This window comes from Poseidonibacter lekithochrous (genome assembly GCF_018861145.1).
Taxonomy (GTDB): domain Bacteria; phylum Campylobacterota; class Campylobacteria; order Campylobacterales; family Arcobacteraceae; genus Poseidonibacter; species Poseidonibacter lekithochrous_A.
The window spans coordinates 77,184-96,003 of record NZ_JAHKQT010000017.1 but is presented as its reverse complement, the minus strand read 5'-3'; the positions used below and the strand labels follow the sequence as shown (position 1 = coordinate 96,003).

At 25.9% G+C, this 18,820-nt stretch carries 19 protein-coding genes; 6 read left to right on the top strand and 13 right to left on the bottom strand.

Annotation, left to right across the window (positions count from 1 at the left end):
- Nucleotides 1–7: 7 nt before the first annotated feature.
- The 8 genes from KO488_RS06325 to KO488_RS06290 form a co-directional block, all read right to left on the bottom strand.
- Nucleotides 8–2,815, bottom strand: a complete 2,808-nt coding sequence (locus KO488_RS06325) for an RCC1 domain-containing protein (RefSeq protein WP_216057950.1) — start codon at nucleotides 2,813–2,815, stop codon at nucleotides 8–10.
- Entirely contained in the window at nucleotides 2,816–3,526 is a 711-nt protein-coding gene (locus KO488_RS06320) for a hypothetical protein (RefSeq protein ID WP_216057949.1), read from the bottom strand. It lies immediately after the preceding gene.
- A complete protein-coding gene (locus tag KO488_RS06315; RefSeq protein WP_216057948.1) occupies nucleotides 3,526–4,272 on the bottom strand; it encodes a hypothetical protein in 747 nt (248 codons plus the stop codon). The genes KO488_RS06320 and KO488_RS06315 overlap by 1 nt, the downstream gene beginning before the upstream one ends.
- Nucleotides 4,269–5,015, bottom strand: a complete 747-nt coding sequence (locus KO488_RS06310) for a hypothetical protein (protein ID WP_216057947.1) — start codon at nucleotides 5,013–5,015, stop codon at nucleotides 4,269–4,271. Before KO488_RS06310 ends, KO488_RS06315 begins: the two co-directional genes overlap by 4 nt.
- 99 nt (nucleotides 5,016–5,114) lie before the next feature.
- Nucleotides 5,115–5,756: a hypothetical protein gene (locus KO488_RS06305; protein WP_216057946.1), complete on the bottom strand. Its 642-nt coding sequence runs from the start codon at nucleotides 5,754–5,756 to the stop codon at nucleotides 5,115–5,117.
- Nucleotides 5,757–5,839: 83 nt separating this feature from the next.
- Nucleotides 5,840–6,394, bottom strand: a complete 555-nt coding sequence (locus KO488_RS06300) for a hypothetical protein (protein ID WP_216057945.1) — start codon at nucleotides 6,392–6,394, stop codon at nucleotides 5,840–5,842.
- Between the two features lie 279 nt (nucleotides 6,395–6,673).
- Nucleotides 6,674–7,477, bottom strand: coding sequence for a GGDEF domain-containing protein (locus KO488_RS15385; protein WP_216057944.1), 804 nt, complete (start codon nucleotides 7,475–7,477; stop codon nucleotides 6,674–6,676).
- Between the two features lie 131 nt (nucleotides 7,478–7,608).
- Nucleotides 7,609–10,737: a DUF3427 domain-containing protein gene (locus KO488_RS06290; protein WP_216057943.1), complete on the bottom strand. Its 3,129-nt coding sequence runs from the start codon at nucleotides 10,735–10,737 to the stop codon at nucleotides 7,609–7,611.
- 209 nt (nucleotides 10,738–10,946) lie between these two features.
- On the opposite strand from KO488_RS06290, the gene KO488_RS06285 reads away from it, so the two are divergent.
- From KO488_RS06285 to KO488_RS06260, 6 genes are all read left to right on the top strand, one after another.
- The gene (locus KO488_RS06285; protein ID WP_216057942.1) at nucleotides 10,947–11,159 is read left to right on the top strand and encodes a helix-turn-helix domain-containing protein; all 213 of its coding nucleotides are present in this window, start codon (nucleotides 10,947–10,949) and stop codon (nucleotides 11,157–11,159) included.
- Nucleotides 11,159–11,485 carry a HipA N-terminal domain-containing protein gene (locus tag KO488_RS06280; RefSeq protein ID WP_216057941.1) on the top strand — a complete coding sequence of 109 codons (327 nt, stop codon included), beginning with the start codon at nucleotides 11,159–11,161 and terminating at the stop codon, nucleotides 11,483–11,485. The genes KO488_RS06285 and KO488_RS06280 overlap by 1 nt, the downstream gene beginning before the upstream one ends.
- Nucleotides 11,486–11,487: 2 nt before the next feature.
- Complete coding sequence (locus KO488_RS06275) at nucleotides 11,488–12,486, top strand: type II toxin-antitoxin system HipA family toxin (protein WP_216057940.1); 999 nt, start codon at nucleotides 11,488–11,490, stop codon at nucleotides 12,484–12,486.
- 364 nt (nucleotides 12,487–12,850) lie between these two features.
- Entirely contained in the window at nucleotides 12,851–13,984 is a 1,134-nt protein-coding gene (locus tag KO488_RS06270; RefSeq protein ID WP_216057939.1) for a tyrosine-type recombinase/integrase, read from the top strand.
- 313 nt (nucleotides 13,985–14,297) lie between these two features.
- Complete coding sequence (locus KO488_RS06265) at nucleotides 14,298–14,528, top strand: hypothetical protein (RefSeq protein WP_216057938.1); 231 nt, start codon at nucleotides 14,298–14,300, stop codon at nucleotides 14,526–14,528.
- Nucleotides 14,529–14,538: 10 nt separating this feature from the next.
- On the top strand, nucleotides 14,539–14,688 hold the full coding sequence (locus KO488_RS06260) for a hypothetical protein (RefSeq protein WP_216057937.1): 150 nt from the start codon (nucleotides 14,539–14,541) through the stop codon (nucleotides 14,686–14,688).
- A gap of 12 nt (nucleotides 14,689–14,700) precedes the next feature.
- Here the strand turns inward: KO488_RS06260 and KO488_RS06255 are convergent, their stop codons facing one another.
- The 5 genes from KO488_RS06255 to KO488_RS06235 form a co-directional block, all read right to left on the bottom strand.
- On the bottom strand, nucleotides 14,701–15,918 hold the full coding sequence (locus KO488_RS06255) for a type II restriction enzyme (protein ID WP_216057936.1): 1,218 nt from the start codon (nucleotides 15,916–15,918) through the stop codon (nucleotides 14,701–14,703).
- Complete coding sequence (locus KO488_RS06250) at nucleotides 15,918–16,748, bottom strand: DNA adenine methylase (RefSeq protein WP_216057935.1); 831 nt, start codon at nucleotides 16,746–16,748, stop codon at nucleotides 15,918–15,920. Before KO488_RS06250 ends, KO488_RS06255 begins: the two co-directional genes overlap by 1 nt.
- Before the next feature lie 135 nt (nucleotides 16,749–16,883).
- Nucleotides 16,884–18,131, bottom strand: a complete 1,248-nt coding sequence (locus tag KO488_RS06245; protein ID WP_216057934.1) for a hypothetical protein — start codon at nucleotides 18,129–18,131, stop codon at nucleotides 16,884–16,886.
- A gap of 27 nt (nucleotides 18,132–18,158) precedes the next feature.
- The gene (locus KO488_RS06240; protein WP_216057933.1) at nucleotides 18,159–18,419 is read right to left on the bottom strand and encodes a hypothetical protein; all 261 of its coding nucleotides are present in this window, start codon (nucleotides 18,417–18,419) and stop codon (nucleotides 18,159–18,161) included.
- 116 nt (nucleotides 18,420–18,535) lie between these two features.
- Nucleotides 18,536–18,820 carry a hypothetical protein gene (locus tag KO488_RS06235; protein WP_216057932.1) on the bottom strand — a complete coding sequence of 95 codons (285 nt, stop codon included), beginning with the start codon at nucleotides 18,818–18,820 and terminating at the stop codon, nucleotides 18,536–18,538.

The following is an 18,820-nucleotide window of genomic DNA, read 5'->3' as shown; positions in this document are numbered from 1 at the left end:
TTTTCCCTTATTTAAAATAAAAACCATAATCAAATCCTCCAATATATGTAGGAAATTTTAGAAATAAATTTCCATTTGAATTATAGAAGCTATCTGACATTTGGACTTTTTTTTCATCTTCTTGAGTGATAAATAATTTATTAATAGTAGTTATTTTACTCATATCATATAAAGATGTGCTTAAAATAGGTATGCTTCTAGCGACATTCCCCCAACAATACATCTGAGACTTACTACCTAAACCTGTCATAGCACATACAAATTTTTTATTTGTTTCCTTTACTTTTACATGTACATTATCAATTCCCCACGATTCATCTCCTAAAGTTTGAGCATATGACCACTTGTTTTTCCCAAAATCACCTTCAACTAATCCTCTTGTACTAAATTCAATCTTTAAATCTCCATTACCATCTAAATTTGTTCTAAACTTATAATGAAATTTTTGGTCACCATCATTATAACCACCAGATGAGGATACAGCTTGAAGAGATTCCCCATTATCTTTGACATCAGTTAATTCTGTATGATCATCATGAATAAAATTATCTTCAACAATGGTTTCTCCATTGAATTTAACAATAAATTTCTCATAATCCCATGTATCAATTTCATAAAAATCAAATTCTACATCTACTTCATTATTTTTATATTCAGGAAATGAATATACCTTATCAATCGATGAACCTATTTTAAAATTTCCTAAGAATGTTGTTACTGGAACTTCATCTGTTCCATCATCTTCAATAACCGTAACTTTAGCATTATTCCAACCATTTGGGATATCACTAGATTTATAGTCTTCAAAATCTTCAAAATCTTCAATTATCACACTATCAAGTTTAAAAATTGATACATTTGCGAAGTTTGCATAATCTTTATTATTTACAGTATTTGATTTTTCATTTAGTTCATTAAATGAAGTATCGAATATATAATTATTCGCATTTGCTGTACATTTATCAGTTTCATTTGCTTGCATACATACTCTTAAACTTTCACTCGCTTTTAATTCTAAGTCTTCATTTATATATGTATAAAAGTCTCCATAAACAGATACGCTTATTGCTGTACTTGGAATATTCGCTAATAATTTTGTTGAATTAGTACCTGTAGTTTGGTAAAAATTATTATCAACACCTTTTAATACAAACTCTTTTGTATTTACAAAAATTGCATCTTTATTATATCTTCTAACTTCATCTAAAAGTGTAGGTTTATTATAAACTATTCCAGATGATGTTTCTCCCCAAATCCAAAAAAAGTTATCTTCATCAATAGCTCCAAGTCCTTTTATATCTCTAAGAGCAAAAATCTTTTTAAAAATAGTCTCTCCATTAATCTTCTCAGGAGTATTTTTAGCAATAAACTTATCATCACTTCCGATTCCTAAAGCACCTTTATAATTTCTTCCAAAAGTGTAAATATCTCCAGCATCTGATAACACAACCGTAGTATCTTCTACCATCACTATATCTTGCAAATATACAGGGGTATCTGTCTCGGTGTTTGTTTTCCCTTTAGTGAAAAATTTATTTTTCTTTAAAATTGAAGTCATTTTAGTACTACTATCTAAATCTTCAAAATATGTTGAGGATACACTACCATTACAATATAGTTCCCCTCCAATTTTTCTTTCAAGCCCGTCAAGTTTATATGTAAAGATTGGAGATATTCCACATACATTTGAACTATTCATTCCCATTTTTTCGAATTTTACTCTATAAGGATTGTTATACCATTTTTTGTCATATCTTGATAGTTTATTACCTTTATCATCTTCAATTTTAGTTATATTATCAATTTGAACTTTTAGCATTACTGGTGTATTTACATAATCTGGACTTAATGATGTATCTAATTGTCCATAGTTTTCAATTCCAGCTTTTTTATATTTATTATTTCCCCAGCAAAATATATCTCCATTTGCTAACATACATCCACCATCTCGCCTAAAAACTAAATCTTTTGAATCAGGAATATATGAGAGTATCAAATCTTCTACATTTTCACTCTCATTTTCTGCGCTTATTGTTGAACCTAAATAAGAAGGAACCCATCGAATAGATGTATCTCCTTGATAATAATATTCATACCATGTGCCATTTTTCTTTGCATAAGCCTTATCTCCAATCTTTGCTTTAATATATAGTAAATCTTCCCAATTTTCAGCATAAATAGGAGCTTCTTGATATACACTAATACCTCGATTAGAACTTGGACTAACTTCATCTTTACAAAATTTTAATGTTAATTCTTTACCTTTTAATTCATAATAATATTCATTTGCGGGGCACTCTTGACTATCAAGTTTTATAGTTGTAATTGCATCAGTTTCTGGATCATTAAGAATTTTTACTATCTCTTTTTGAATTGAAGAATAAATAACTTGAGAGTCATTATTTTCACCATCCTCTATTATTTTTATTGGTGCTAAAGTATTTACTCTAAATATTCTACTTGTATAAAAATTATATAAATATTTTAAATCTTCATCATATGAAATATTATCATCGATTACTCCTTTAATAAAAAAGTTGCCACTCTTATAGTAAACATCTATATATTTTGAAGTTAAAGGATTACTTTTATTAAAATTTTTACCTAAATAATCTTCATTATCAAGTTTAGTCCAATCAAAATCCTTTGATTCTGTAAGAGGAAGACTTCCCGTTTGCAAGATATACTTATTAATTGCTAAAGCTATATATTCTTCTTTTTGAATAACTTTTTTTAGAGCATTCATTCTAGATATATTTTGTGTATTTGCAAAACTAATATTTATTAACAATAAAATCAAAAGTATAAATCTCATTTAATTAACCTTTATTACATCAGAAAATGTTTTCAAATATTTATCGCCATTATTTACAAAAACAAAGACTCCAATACTTAAGTCATCTAATTTTGAACTTGTAAGAAGTCCACTAGTGCTTATAGTTACATCTCCATCTTCAAATTTCTCATTATTATATTCAATCCAATTTGAACTTGCATTATACCATCTAATAGTATTTAGATTCGTAACACAATAAGTCTCTTTTAAAGAATTAGAACATTCACTTTCAATAGTAAATCCACCTTCTAAAATATCTAAAATATTTTCTGCAACTTTTGATTTTAATTCAAAAGATACATATGATTTACTAGAATCACTATCTTCATAAGCAGTTGTCATATCCCGATATAAATCTCTTTTATATAATCCATTAATATAAAGTGGTAAGTTTTCCTTTGTAATCGCATATCTTATCTTTAAGTTCTCATTTGAAATAAAATCTATATCTTCTAAGCTAAATTTATTTGTAGTATTAAAATTTTTTCCTAAATATCCATCATCTTTTAAATCACTCATTTCTGGTATTTTAAATTCATTTAATAGATATTTTTCAAAATTACTTGCTATTTTCTCTTCTATTTCTATTAAGTTTTGTACATATAATACATTTTGTTGCTGTACATATAATGTATCTTTTGCATTTAAAAAACTAAGGCATAAATAAAGTATTGTTATTAATATTTTCATTATTTCACCACTTCAATAGAACTTATTGTTTTTATATATTTTACGGCATTAGTATCATATAGCGTAGCACCTTTTGGTATAGAATTAAATTCATCACTTGTAATATGAAAAGAAGTTTCTTTAGTAATAATAATTGGTCCTGTTTTAAACTTATCTATTGAATAATACATTAATAAATTTGTTCGGGAATCATTATCATAGATATAAATATCATCTCCATCTGTACAATATCTTTTTTTAGGAGTATCAGCACAATCGACTAAATTAAATCCAGCAGTTGAACTTAAGAAATATAAATGTTTTGCAAACTCATCATCAAGTTTTATACCTATTGTATCGCTATCATAAAAATAAGTTTTTTTTCTAAATAAATCACTTTCATATAATCTTTGTACACTAAGCTTATCCTCTAAAGATATTCCATCAAAATTTGCATCTTTAAATCTGTTATTTATCCCTTTTCTAAAGCCAAAATCATTAATAGATACGGTATCTCCAACTACAAAAGGTGTCAAAGTAAATCCACTACCTAGATACTCATCACTTACTAAATCTGAGAATACTTCAGGTAATTTTTTTTTATTAATAATAAAACTTTCATAAGCTCTAGCTATGGACTCTTCTTCTTGAATAATAGTTTTTACTGTTAAAAGTAATTCTTGCTGTTTTATAAACTCCGAATCCTCTGCATTTAAAATGTTTAGTGACATAAAAAATGCTAACATCATTAAAAATATTTTAATCATAATATATCTTTCAAGTAATAATATAATTTTGTTTCCATTGCATTTTCATTTAAAAGTAATTGTTCTTCTATTCTATTTTTGAAAAATGCTTTCTTTCTTATTTCTACTTCAGCATCATCTATCACTTCTGCTTCACTCTTTTTCATATCTTGATATATATCACTATAAGGAGTGTATTTTTCTATTGCTTCATTTAATTTAGTTTCAATTTCAGCACTAGTTAATGTAGAATATAAAATTGTTGTACTTAAATACTCTATGGCCTTTTCTACATTTTCATCAATTGATATATTTTTATTTACCATATTTTTATCTTTTTTACCAACAGTAAAAGTATAATCTTTTGTACTTTCATCTAAGACTTCTGTATTAGTATCTGATAAATTACTCAATTTTGCTCTTAAAGCAAAAAGTTTTAATTGCTCACTTTCATTTAGTACAAAGTTACCATCAACATCAACCAAGGCATCATTTTCAAGAGTACTAGAAGTACTCCTATCTAAAAGTAATACCTTTTCCCAATTTCCACCAACGGGTAAGTGCATCATAATCTCATCACGTGTAACTTCATCTGGATTTTTATTGTATTGTTTAGCTAAGAGAGTTTTTATATCAGATATAATTTCGTAGTTTTCTTGGATTTGTTTTGCTTCTTGGGCATCAGAATATGACTTATATACAGATGATGCAGAATATATAGCTGTAACAATGAGTGCTGATGATAGCCATATATTTCCTAACATTTGTATTTGTCCCTTTTTATAAAGTAAAAAATGAATATTAAAGGATAATACTCATTTTTTATTTTAGATAACACTTAGGCTAAAAAGCCTAAAATGTTACTACTCACTCCTAATTGAACCTCTAGGTAAATCTTTGAAATAAATTGTAAACATACCATCTAAATCTGAACCAGTACTAGCAGCTGTCTTAGCAGTTATATCCCCATCATTATCTAAAGCATTATATCCTGTTGTACTTATAGCATGTTCGTCTATTGATGCTAAAGATTCTAAATCATTAATTACTTGTTTTTCTAAAAACCCTGAATTTGTTGCTAAATTACCTTTACTCATATCTATAAAAAGACCTGGTCTAGCACTTTCATCTGCAGCTGCATCTGTAGATGGCAAGACTAATGTTATCTCCATATTATCACTTGCCCCAAAAGAAATTGCATTATAAGTATTCGTTACCGCATTATCTATTAGTTGATTATTTATTTGTTCAGGGAAAAATTCTAATGAAGCAATTCCACTTAAACTAGTCGCTAAACTATTTTCAACTGATTCTGTTTCTGAAGTATTATAAACAACTTCAGATCTTAATGCTAGCTGTACACCACTTTTAATATTATTTATTTCAGTAATAATACTAGACTTTTGTGCGATACCTTCAATTTTATCACCTGTTCCACCAAACGTTTGGAACATATAAATCATTGCTCCAACTACTACTATAACCATTGCTATTAACTGTGGCATTTTAATCCTTTTTTATTAATTTAAATTTTTCCTACCAACCTACCAAATGTTTATAATTTATAAACCTTTATAAATCACACCAATTACTTAAATACAGTACAAACAAAGATTCCATCTTTAGTTGTACCTCCACTATCTTTAAAATCATCTGTTCCATCAAATTGATTTAAAGTTAATTCTGCTGTACCAAAAAGCGATTTTTCACAAAATTCTCTACCTGAGAAGTTTTCAGAGAATACAGCTTTACTCATTAATCCTCCACTAGCTCTCATATCAACTAATATTTTATAAGAACTAGCATCAGCATTATTTGGAATAATTTGCCAAACAACATTACTATTTGGTAAAATAGTTGTAGTTTTCAATTTTTCCAAATAAGTTGAATCTTCATCTACAGTATCAGGAAAAACTTCCATATTTGAAAGCAATATTCCATCATTCCCTAATTCAAAAATATTAATAATAGTTAAATTTCCACCACTATCAACATAAGTATTAACAAAACCATCAATCATTGAAAACATAACTCTCATATTTTCAAGTTCCGCTTTTATAGTACTATCATCAGCTTCATATCTTGTAAGTAAAATAGTCATAGCTGTTACAATTGTAATAATAGATGCAACTAGATATGGCATTTTCTTCCTTAATATGAATATGAATAATATTCTATTTGTCTAATTCTAGCATATCTATTGTTAAAAGTAAGCTTAAACAAAATTATTTTATTTTATTTGAGCTTCTAAATTTACCTTTAAATATCTCTGAAGCCTATTTTAAGGTGTCTAATGAGTTAATAAAAATTTTATAATTATTATCTATAATTATTTTAAACTAACTTTTATAATTGTATAATAACTTAATTGAACATAATATAATAAAATTGTGTATGAGTTAATAAGTAAAGATTACTTATATTATCTATTCTCTTCTTTATTCTTATACATAAGCTTATCAACGATAACAAGTATATCTTCTATGTTATCTTCTTTCTTAAAAGGTGTAATTCCATATGAAAATGTGAATTTCAATTTTTTAATTTTTGAAGATGTTAGAACTAGTTTAGATAGTTTATCTTGAGTTTCTTTCATTTTTTTATCAGGATTTAAAATTGATGATTTATTTTTATTAAATAATACAATAAATTCATCTCCTGCATATCTTAAAATATCTACGGCAGGATTATCTAACTCTTTTTGTAAAAAGTTAACCAAGTATTTTAAAATTTGATCACCTACAATATGTCCATAATTGTCATTGATAAATTTAAACTTATCTAAATCTATAAAAACAATAAAACCATCATTTACAAATAAATCATCTTTTAAATAATAATCTGAAAACCATTTTCTATTATATGCGCCAGTTAAAGGATCAGAAAAAAGCTCTTTTTGTAAGGTATTTATCTGTTTTTGCATCTCTTCTAATTCATTATTAATATTATTTAAAGATTCTTCATCTTTATTTTGAATCGCTTTTCTTGCATTTGAAGTTGATGCTTTTAAAGCTGTTAAGTTGTCATTTGTTTTTCTAACAATTTTATCAACATATTCAGTATCTTTCTGTAAGTCTTTTAAAATAACCTTTTCATCATCAAGGTTTACTTCTAATTCCTTTGCATAGTTCTCAAAAATATCAGAATATTTACCAGGAAGAATAATAGATTGTTTTTTTAAATCTTTTATTGTTAAATATGTTATTTCTTTTAACTTATTAATCACTACAACTCCTAGAATATAATTCTAATAGTATATTCAATCTCAACAAATACTTATATTAAATACAAATTTTAATGCTTTATATATTGATATTTGTCTTAAAAAACTACAGAAATTTGTTGTTACTTTTTAACTTATCCCACTGCCATTTTTGCAATATTTTTCCATAAAAAAGGTGGTATTTTATTTTCAAGTTCCCATGTAATACTCATAGGTTGGCTTCCATAATGACTTTTATAAATAACCTTCCCTAAACATATATATGTCATTACATTTTTATTTTCATTATGGCTTGATTCTCTTACAAATAAGATAATATTTTTATTCTCTTTTTGGTGGTTAATATAACTTAAACCTTTAGGAGAGTCTGGCTTAGTTGAATTTTGAGATTGCCAATGGAATAATCTGTCATTTATTGCATAATCATCATACATAGTTGTAGGGGAATATTTATCTTCTGTTTTTTCTAATGTTACAAATAAAAGTTCAGTATTTTTGTCTTTTATATTTAAAACACCTTCTCTACTATTTGATTTTTTATGAAAACTATTTTGCCCAAAACCTGATAATATCTGTTCTCTTGTATATCTTGAATGTAGTTTTATTGGACAAAAATATGGTAAATCTAAATCACTTTCAATATGAGTGATTTTATCTATTAAAATTTCAATTACCTCTTTTAATTCCTTAATTAAGATTTTATTATTTCCTATATATTTTATTCCTTCGTCTAAACTATTAAACATATTTGGGTCTTGAAAGAAATCATAATAAAGCATCAAAAATGATTTTTTATTTTTTTCCATAACTTCTTTTGTAAAATCAAAATTATTATCTATAAGTTCTAAAATAAATTCAAAATAACTATGAGATCTTGTTAATAGCCATTTTTTAGAAATTGCTCTTATCAGCTCTTTTTCATTAACTTCATTAAAATCTTCTACAATATTAGCTTCATAACACAATTTAGAAAAACTATCTTTTTTATATAAATTTTCTAAGGAAAGATGATTTATCTTCGTAAAGTTTCTAATTGTAAGTGCTAAAGTTGTCTGATTTTCATAATTTCTTATTTTTGATATTAGTTTTCTTCTACCAAGTGTAGTTGCTTTTTTAATATTATTTAAAATATGTTCTTTAGCTTTTTTTTCTAAGACTATTGAACATCCTAAAGGTAAATGAGGAAATTCATTTTCTATTTCATCTTTTACACTATTAGAGGTTTTACCAATTAAGTTTCTAAATTTACCTTCAAAATCATATTCATCTCTAGCATTTCCTACAAAATCTAAAACAGTTAAGCACTCTTTGTTTTCAGCAAATCTAAGTCCCCTCCCTAATTGTTGTAAAAACACAGTTAAACTCTCAGTTGGACGTAAAAATAAGATAGTATCAATTTGTGGAATATCAACACCTTCATTAAAGATATCAACTACAAATAAATAGTTTATTTCTTTTTTTAATAATCTTGACTTCACATCATCTCTATTGGAACTTCCACTTATAAGAAAATCTGCTTTTAAATCAACTTCATTAAATTTCTCACTCATAAACTTTGCGTGTTCTTGTGATACACAAAAGCCAATTGCTAAGACATCATTTATATCTCTTAGATATTCTTCACATTTTGCAATAATTTCACCAACTCTTTTTTCACTTGATAAAACATCATTTAGTTCACTTGTTTGATATTTCCCATTTTGCCATTTTATATTTTGTAAATCTACACTATCACTAATTCCAAAATATTGAAAAGGGCAAAGTAGTTTTCTATTTAATGCTTCAGGAAGTCTAATCTCGCAAGCAATTACACCACAAAAATCATCTAGAATATTTTCATTATCCATTCTCTCAGGTGTTGCTGTAAGTCCTAAGAGAATATTTGCTTCAAACTTTTGTAAAATTGGTCTATAACTTTTTGCAGCTATGTGATGTACTTCATCTATTATTATAAAATCATAATAGTTTTTTGTAAGAGAGAGTTTTTCAATATTATTTTGTAAAGTTTGTACAGAGGTAAATAAGTACTCATAACTTAAAGGAGTAATTCCATCAACCCATAATTCACCAAAATTATTGTCTTTTAATATTGCTTGAAACGTAGATCTAGCTTGTATTAAGATTTCTTTTCGATGAGCTACAAATAAAAGTTTTGCACTTGGATTATTTTGTTTAAATCGTTTATAATCAAAAGCACTTATAACTGTTTTTCCAGTTCCTGTTGCAGCAACTAAAAGATTTTTGTAACGTTTATGAACCTCTCTTTGTACTTGAAGTTCTTCTAAAATTTCTTCTTGATAATGATGCGGTTTTATATCAAAAAAAGTTGAGAAATTATTTGTATCTTTTGTCGAAGCATTATTTAGTGCAATTTGAAGTTTTTGTTTTTCTGCTTGTGTAAATACTTCAAACTCTTTATCTTCCCAATATGTTTCAAAAGTTTTTTCAAACTTTTTTATTATATGTGAAATTTCTGAATTTGTTACTTTTAAATTCCATTCTAATCCACTTGTAAGTGCACTTTTTGAAATATTGGAAGAACCTATATATCCAGTATGAAAACCCGTATCTCTAAAAAATAGATAAGATTTTGCATGTAGTCTTTCATTTGCTGTATTATATGAAACTTTAATTTCAGTATTTGGTAAACTTGCTAAAAATTCAACTGCTTTTAAATCAGTTGCTCCCATATATGAAGTGGTAATAACCTGTAGTTTTTTTCCTCTTTTAGTAAATTCTCTTAACTCTTTTTCAAATATCCTAATACCTGACCATTTTATAAAAGAGACCAGAAAATATATCTTGTCAGAAGAAAGTATCTCTTTTTTTATTTCACTTTCTAAAGAAACTCCAGCATTACTTCCCGTAAAAAGTTCACTTTGAGTAAGACCTGTATATGGAGTGATTTCTTTAATATAAGTGTCAAAATCTTTTATATGAGAATCAAGTTTTGGTATAACTGCTTTTAAAATAGAAGTATTAATATCAAGTAAATTATCTTTAAAATCTTGTTTTTCTATTTCACTTTGAAGTAATAAGATTATTTTATTTATGATATTTATCTTGGTTTCAACACTATTTTCACCACTTATTAAATTCAGTGAATGATTAATAAAGTTACTTATATATTGTGTTAAGAAATTAGAAGCTTCCGATTTTTCAATAGCAGTAGTTTTATAATAAATAGTTTCCAAATCCAAAGAATTTAATTTATTTGAAATCAAATTATTTATGAGTTGTTCGTATAAACCATTTTTAAACATTTAGAATCCAATTATTTTTGTAAATTGAGTTTATCATATTTTTAATTTAACATATATATTAAATATGAAGTCTTTTTTCAAATATTATCAACTCGTATCATATTATTTAGTATATAACTTAAATTTAAAGTAAATATTAATTTTTATAGATATATAATTAAACATATTTAACTTATATACTAAATAAGAATACATATTAAGGTATTAAAATGGAAGTAACATCTGCTAAAATAGGTAAAACTATAAAAAAAAGAAGAAAAGAATTAAATCTTGAACTAAAAGATTTACAAGATTATTCAGGTGTTAATTATGTTTCAATATCTGAGATTGAAAATGGAAAAGCTAATCCTACGGTTAAAACACTAGAAAAACTTTTAGATGTATTAGGAATGGAATTAGATATCAAAGTGAAGATTAAATAATGCAAAGAGCAAAAGTTTTTAGAAATAACACCTTTACTGGTTTACTTACAAAGTTTGATGACAATAGCTATAGCTTTGTTTATGATAAAGAGTATTTAAATAAAGATAATGCAAAAGCTATTAGTCTAACATTCCCTTTACAAGAAGAGGAATTTACATCAAAAAGTTTATTTCCTTTTTTTTATAATTTATTGGCAGAAGGTAAATTAAAAGATATTCAATGCAAGGAACTTAGAATTGATAAAAATGATGATTTTTCAAGATTATTATTAACAACAAAAGAGAACACAATAGGTTCTATTACTATAGAAAAAGATGAGATATAAAAATGGAAGATAAAATATGTTTGGGTTGTTTATCAGAAAATAAAAAACTAAGAAATAACTATTGTCCAAAGTGTATTAAAGAGCTTTTTAATGGGAAAGTGCCAAATCCTTTAAGTTTTGACAGAATTGAATTTACTAAAAAAAGAGCAGAATTATCGCCTAGAATGTCAATCTCTGGGGTTCAAGATAAAATCTCTTTAACTTTTGAAAAGAAAGACTTAATACCCACTGCAGCTAATGGAAGATATATTTTAAAACCTATTACTAATGGGGATGGACATATTCAAAATGAAAAAGATATTGTGGCAAATGAACATTTATCAATGCTTATCTCAAAGAACATATTTAAAATTCCTACAGCTTCAAGTGGTTTGATTAGATTTAGTGATGGAGAGTTAGCTTATATAACAAAGAGATTTGATTATGATGATGTATCAGCTTTAAAATACGATCAAGAAGATTTTGCTGGAATTATGGGAATAACACCAGTAACTCATGGAGAAAATTATAAGTATGATGCTTGTAGTTATTTAGATTGTGCAAAGATGATAAAAAAACATGTAGCATCTAGTATAGTATCACAAGAAGATTTTTTTAAAAGAATTATTTTAAACTATCTAATATGTAATGGCGATGCTCATCTTAAAAACTTTTCTTTGTATAGTAAAGCAGATTCTAATGAATACTTTTTAACACCAAGTTATGATTTATTAAACACAAGATTTCATATAAATGAAAAATATGGAGATATGGCAATAGATTTATTAGATGATTATACGGATACTTATGAAGCTTATGGTTACTATACTTATAATGATTTCAAAACTTTTGCTAAGTTTATAGATTTACCTGAAATTAGATTTAATAAAATTATGAAATTTATTGAAGATTCATATCTAGAAGTAGAAGATTTAATTGATAAATCTTTTTTAAGTCCTAAAGCAAAAGAGTTTTATAAGGAATCTTATAAAGATAGAATGAAAAGAGTAAGGACTAAATAGTATAAAATATCTTTATATTTTCCTAATAAAATCATTTGACGAAAATGCTAATCTATTAGTGTGATATAGGCATCACTTTAATTTTTAGACATAAAAAAAGCCCGACCTAAACACTCACAAAGAGCGATTAAATCGGGCTTCTAAATGGTACGCCTGACAGGAGTCGAACCTGTAACCGCCGGGGCCGAAATTATATATTAGCGATTTATCACTATATATCAATTCACTTTAACTTCAATCAATTTACTCGCACATCATCGCATATATCGTACTTATAGTATTCGATAATTCCTTTTTCTTATATCATGTTATTTACAAATTATAGCACTTTATTTTATTTAAGATGGGGAGAGAAAGGGTAAAAATGGGAAAAGCATTTAATAGAAATAAAACAAAATTCATAGGTGTATATTACATACATTCTACCACAAATAGTAAGCCTGATAAAACTTATTACATACGATATAAAGATGAAAACTTAAAAGATAAAGAATTAAAAATAGGTAAATTCTCTGAAGGTATAAGAGAGAATTATTGTAACACAAAACGAAATGAAATTATTACAAAAATTAGATTAGGTGAAGACCTGCCAAAAGTTGCAGCTAGAAATAATAGAACAACATTAATTTTAGATGATATATCAAAGCAATATTTTGAATATAGAGAAGTTCATCATAATAAAAAAAGTAAAGACAATGAAGTATATAGATATAACACTCATTTAAAGCCTATATTCGGCAAAAAAAACTTAGATGCTATAGTTATACAGGATATTCAAAAACTGCAACGTGAGAAGCTTAAAACACTTGCACCAAAAACTGTAAATCATATACTCACATTATTTAGTACAATTTTTAATTATGCTATTAACAATGATGTTTATAAAGGTACAAATCCTCTTAATAAAATCAAACGGGTCAAAATCAATAATAAAAGAGAAAGATTTTTAACATTAAGTGAGATTCAACTGTTACTTGACAATGTTAGAGATAATGAACTTCTCTATCTATTCTGTTTAATTTCATTCTCTACAGGTGCAAGAGCAACAACAACACTTAATATTCAAAAAAAGCACATAAACATTGAGGAAAGAAATATTACTTTAACAGACTTCAAGAATGGTACAACATACACAGGCTTTATAACTAAAGAAACAGCAACCATCTTAAATGAAAAGCTAAAAACTCTTAGTGTAAATGATTATATATTTCAAATAAATAATACTCAAGCAAAATTAAGAGAAATACAAAAAAGATTAAAACCTATCTTAGATGAACTTTTCAATGAAGGTCTTGAAAAAAGTGATGCTAAAAATAGAGTTGTTATTCACACCTTTAGGCATAGTTTTGCAAGTAACTTAGCAATTAAAGGTACTCCAATATATACCATTCAAAAGCTTTTAAATCATAAAGATATTAATATGACTTTAAGATATGCGAAACTATCCCCTGATAGTGGTAGGGACATGATAGATGCCATTATGTCAAATATAATCTAATAGAAATGGGGAATAAAAAAGGACACTAATTTTTATTACTTTTAATTTTTAATGATGAAAAGAAAAAATAATTTTAAATATATAGAATAAGATTTTAGGAAAGTTACTACCAGTTCTTACCTTCATGATCTTTTGCTTTTCTTCTTTTGTTTTACATAATTCATATCGCCATTTTTCTTATTCTGTTCTACTCATTTTTTAAACATATCTGATTGATTTTTATAATGTGCATTTTATTACTTTAATTTAGAAATAATAATAATTATATTATGATGTTTATAATTATAATTTAATTAAAGTGAGGTTGTATCAAGTGGAATTAATAAGTACTCTAAAAAAAGTTTTTAATTTTGTCAAAGAAACAAGTGAAAAAGTTGTAGAACAACAGGAAGAAAGAACTGAAAAATTTTCTAAATATAATGACGAAAAGTTATTAGAAATGGTTGAATCTAAAGATGGCATAAGTTCTAGATATGCTGCAAAAGAATTACTAAACAGAGGATACAGTGAAGAAACTTTAAAAATTATGATGAGAAAAGAATAAAGGAAAAAAAATGTCAGGAAAAATAAATTTACCACATTCATGCCCAAAATGTGGAAAAGTAGCAACGACAGCAGTTGAGTTAGATAAGCTATTTGGTTATAGAACAATTAGCGGTAATGCAACTAACCAAAGTTGGTGTAAAGAGTGTAGAAGTAAATAATTACTTCTACTCTTAATTTTCAACGATATTCTTAAAGTATAAAACCCAAGCCTTAACAGTTTGAAGTCTTCTATTCTTAGTGCTTTCACTATTTACATTATATCTTTGAAATAATTGAAGATTTACTTCTCTATCATTTAAGTAATTATTGAAAATGGGTTCTGAAAATACAATCTTTGATATTTCAATAATTCTATCTTTAAAAGGTAATTGAAGAACTTCTATTCCTTTTGTAGTTAAGACCATACAATCATTTTCTTCTTCGCAAAGTTTTAACCATTTTAAAACATTGTAATAATAATCTATTTGTCTATCAACGATATCAAAATTTAATTTTAGTTCTTCTTTTGTCATGCATGGGTGTTCTGATATTAAAATTAACATACTATGAATAGTATCAAATTTGTCAGCTTGTGGAAATGGAGTGTTTAAACATATATGATTTTCATTTATTTCGATACTAAATAAAGAAAAATCAGAAGAAGGCTCTTTAAATTTAAATGCTTTCTCATTTGCGTGGTCTGCGTAGCCTATTACTCCATCATAAATATAAGGAATGAATCTATAAATATCTTCTTGTAAATAAAAAATATAGCTCTTGATTGTTTTTCTATTACTAATTTCATTTTTCCAATATAATTCAGGGTAAAGTAATTGCCTTATATTAATATTATCACGATAACCAATTTTTGCTTCAATTAAATTTATTGAGGAATTACCTTCGTAGCCTCCATCAACTTCTATTTGAACTCCGTCAATATTATATGGAACAGTTCCAATATTAAAATTTAATGAGCCTCTTAACCTTCCTCTAATTGATAAACTACTCTCTTCTCCAAATACAGTATTAGCCATTTCTGTAATAGTTGCAATATCTAATGCAGCACTTTCGCTTTTTATATTATATGGGTCAATACTTATTATATTTGAAGGTGCTTCTAATTCAATAATTTCAGTTTCTATATTTTGATTGATATTAATAAAAGGGTCATTTTTTGCAATTCTATATAAACCATTTTTTATTGCTAAAATAGAAAGTTCTTCTTGCTTCATTATATTGGGTAAGCTTTGTCTAAAATCAACTTTTGTCATAAGTCTCGCTTCTTTACCATCAACAGCTTTTATTTGGTCTGCCGTAATATCAAAATAATTATTTCGACTAATTTCACTTAAAACATTATATTGATTAAAAATATTTTCCCATGAAGTATGACTTGTTATCTTAGACATTATTTTTCCTTATTAATTTCATAATTTATAACGATATATTCGTTTATTTTTCCTCTTCCCGTAGCTTTACAATTTAAAGCTCTATTGGCTTGAACTGTAATTAAATTATATTCTTTATATAAATTTTCTATATATTTAGTATACGAATTAGATAACATAAAATAAGCTCCAATACTATTTATATAGTCGCATAATTCTTTTAATCTAAATTGCATATCTTCATCAAAGCCTTTGTCTGTATAACCAGTAAAACTTGAAGTCTCATTCAATGGAACATATGGAGGGTCAAAATATACAAAGTCACCTTTTTGAATATGTTTCTTTATAATTTCAAAGTCTCCATTTAATATAGTTGTATCGTGTAATAATTCGCTACAAGCTAAAATATTATCACTATCGGCATAATTAGGGTTTTTGTATTTACCAAATGGCACATTAAATTGACCACTTCTATTTACTCTATAAAGTCCATTAAAACCAGTTTTATTAAGATATATAAATCTACTTGCTTTTTTTACTTTTGATAATCTTTTATATTTTTCGGGTGTTCTATCTAATTCTCTTGTCTTATAAAAATATTCTGAATTGTTTTGATGCTTTTCTAAATCTTTGATAAGTTCATTAGGTTTGTTTTTAATAATCTCATATAAATTTGTTAGCTCTGAATTATAGTCATTTATAAAACTTTTTTTTATTTTTAAATCAAAAAATAAAGCCCCACCACCTATGAAAGGCTCAAAGTATGTATTGAAATTTTTAGGCATATATTTTTTTAATTCATTTAAAAGTTGGCGTTTTCCTCCAACCCATTTTATAACTGGCTTACACATTTATTCTTTAATTCCCTTTATTTGTTAAATTTGTAATATATCTAATAGTTGCTATATCTCTTATAATTATAGACTAAAAAAATTTTAATCTATAAAAATATGTCAATTTGTAATCATATAAAATACTCACTATTCTTATCTATTAAAATTTCTTTTTTTACTAACAATGTTTAATTCTTTTTTATCTTGATAATTTTCTTTTAATTTTTCTATCAAACTTTTTAAATGTATATTTTCTTTTTCTAAGTTGTTAAATTGTTTTTGTAACTGCTCATATTTTGTTTTCAACTCATTATATTTTTTCAATAAATAAACTGCACCTTTTGATATAAGCTTACTTAATGCACTTTTGAAAGAAAACTTATCTTCAACTACTGATTTAGTTTCTTTACCAAATAAGCTTACTTTTACTTCCTGCTCTTCTAAATGTTCATCTAAAACTCTTTCTAATTCTTTTTCAAGTTCAATAGGATTGATGTTATTATTGAATTGCTCGTTAAGAGTATCAATCTCATTTTGCATTTCATCTATTGTTATTTGTTTATTACTAATTTTCTTTTTTAAATTTCTGTTTAATTCTTCAAGTGCTGCATAATCTTTTCTAGTTGCTTTTTCTTTTTGTAGCTCTTCTCTTACTCTTGCAATTTCTAGCTTTAAATCTTTTTGTTTAGCCAATTCTTTAATCTTTTCATTAGAAACTGCTAAATGTTCATCTTTAATTTGATTAACTGATTTCTTAATATAACGGTCTTTCCCTGGACCATAATCTAAACCTAGATATTTACTTATAAATTTAATTCTACTACTCATAGCTTTTTTATCTATTCGTGCAGTTTTACCTGTATTCATATCAAACATTGAAAACTTAGCATGTGCATGATAGTTATAAACTTTTTTAAATTCATTAATATTTACTTTTATATCAAAATCATCTTTTTTTGGTTTCTTGATATATGGATTAGAACAGATATACCAATCATTTTCTTTTTGTAAAATATTCTTTGTTGGATAATATGCAATATCATTTCTTACAAAGTGTCCTTCATCCCTATGGATAGAAACTTCTGTTAAAAAGTGTCCTCCATATTTTTTATTTAATTCTTTGAATAATGCTTTAACATCATTTTCATTTTGATGTTCTTTAAGAGTTAAAATAGTTTCTTTGATTAATCCAGGGATTTGTTTCTTTTGCATATTCTGTTTTACATATTCTTTGTATCTTAACTTAGCATTTTCAACAAACTCTTCATCTTCAACTATCAATTCATAATAATTTGATTTTCCACTTTCTAAGCCAATTAAATATCTTGGAGCTTCTTCTCTTGAGTTATGTTTAGTAGAATGTGTAGTTGCATTTTGTACTGAAAAAGTTCCTTTTCTCATTTTTATACCTTTTACAAATATTTTTACTTAGATTGAAACATTGCACTTTCTCATCAATTCTTCAACTTCCCACCAGTCGCCATTTTTTATTTTAATTTTTGGATAACAGCCTGCTAATGAAATTCTAGTTGCCGTTTCATTTTCAATATTATAATTTTCTAATTCATAATAAAAATCTACAAGATTATTAAATTCATTTTCTTCTAATAATTTAAGTGCATTCTCGAAGTCATCAAATTTATAACCTAATAATCCAAGTAGATAAATAGCTTCTTCTTTCTTTGTCATTTTAATTCTCCATTCATTTTTATATAAAAATGTAAGTACTCACAAAGGGATGCTTGTTGAAAATTTCTTACCACAAGGGATTAGAAATTTTATTTAAGTACTGTTCCATTACTTTTTTAGTATGGCAAACTCTGAGATGATATTATTCCTAGATATGTATCTTCCCATGATATTTCAATTTGAATAACAGCATCCTCTTTAGCATTAATTACAAAATTATTAAAACAATCTTTATAAAATTCGCCTCCCATACGATCAAAGGACATTGCTAAATCCGAACAAATACTTCTTAAGACTTCTATATCAAAGAGATAATCTCTTTTAGATGATTTTCTTACTCTAACAACAGTAACTCTATTTTCAACATCATCTGTATTTTGATAGCTAATATCTACAATCAT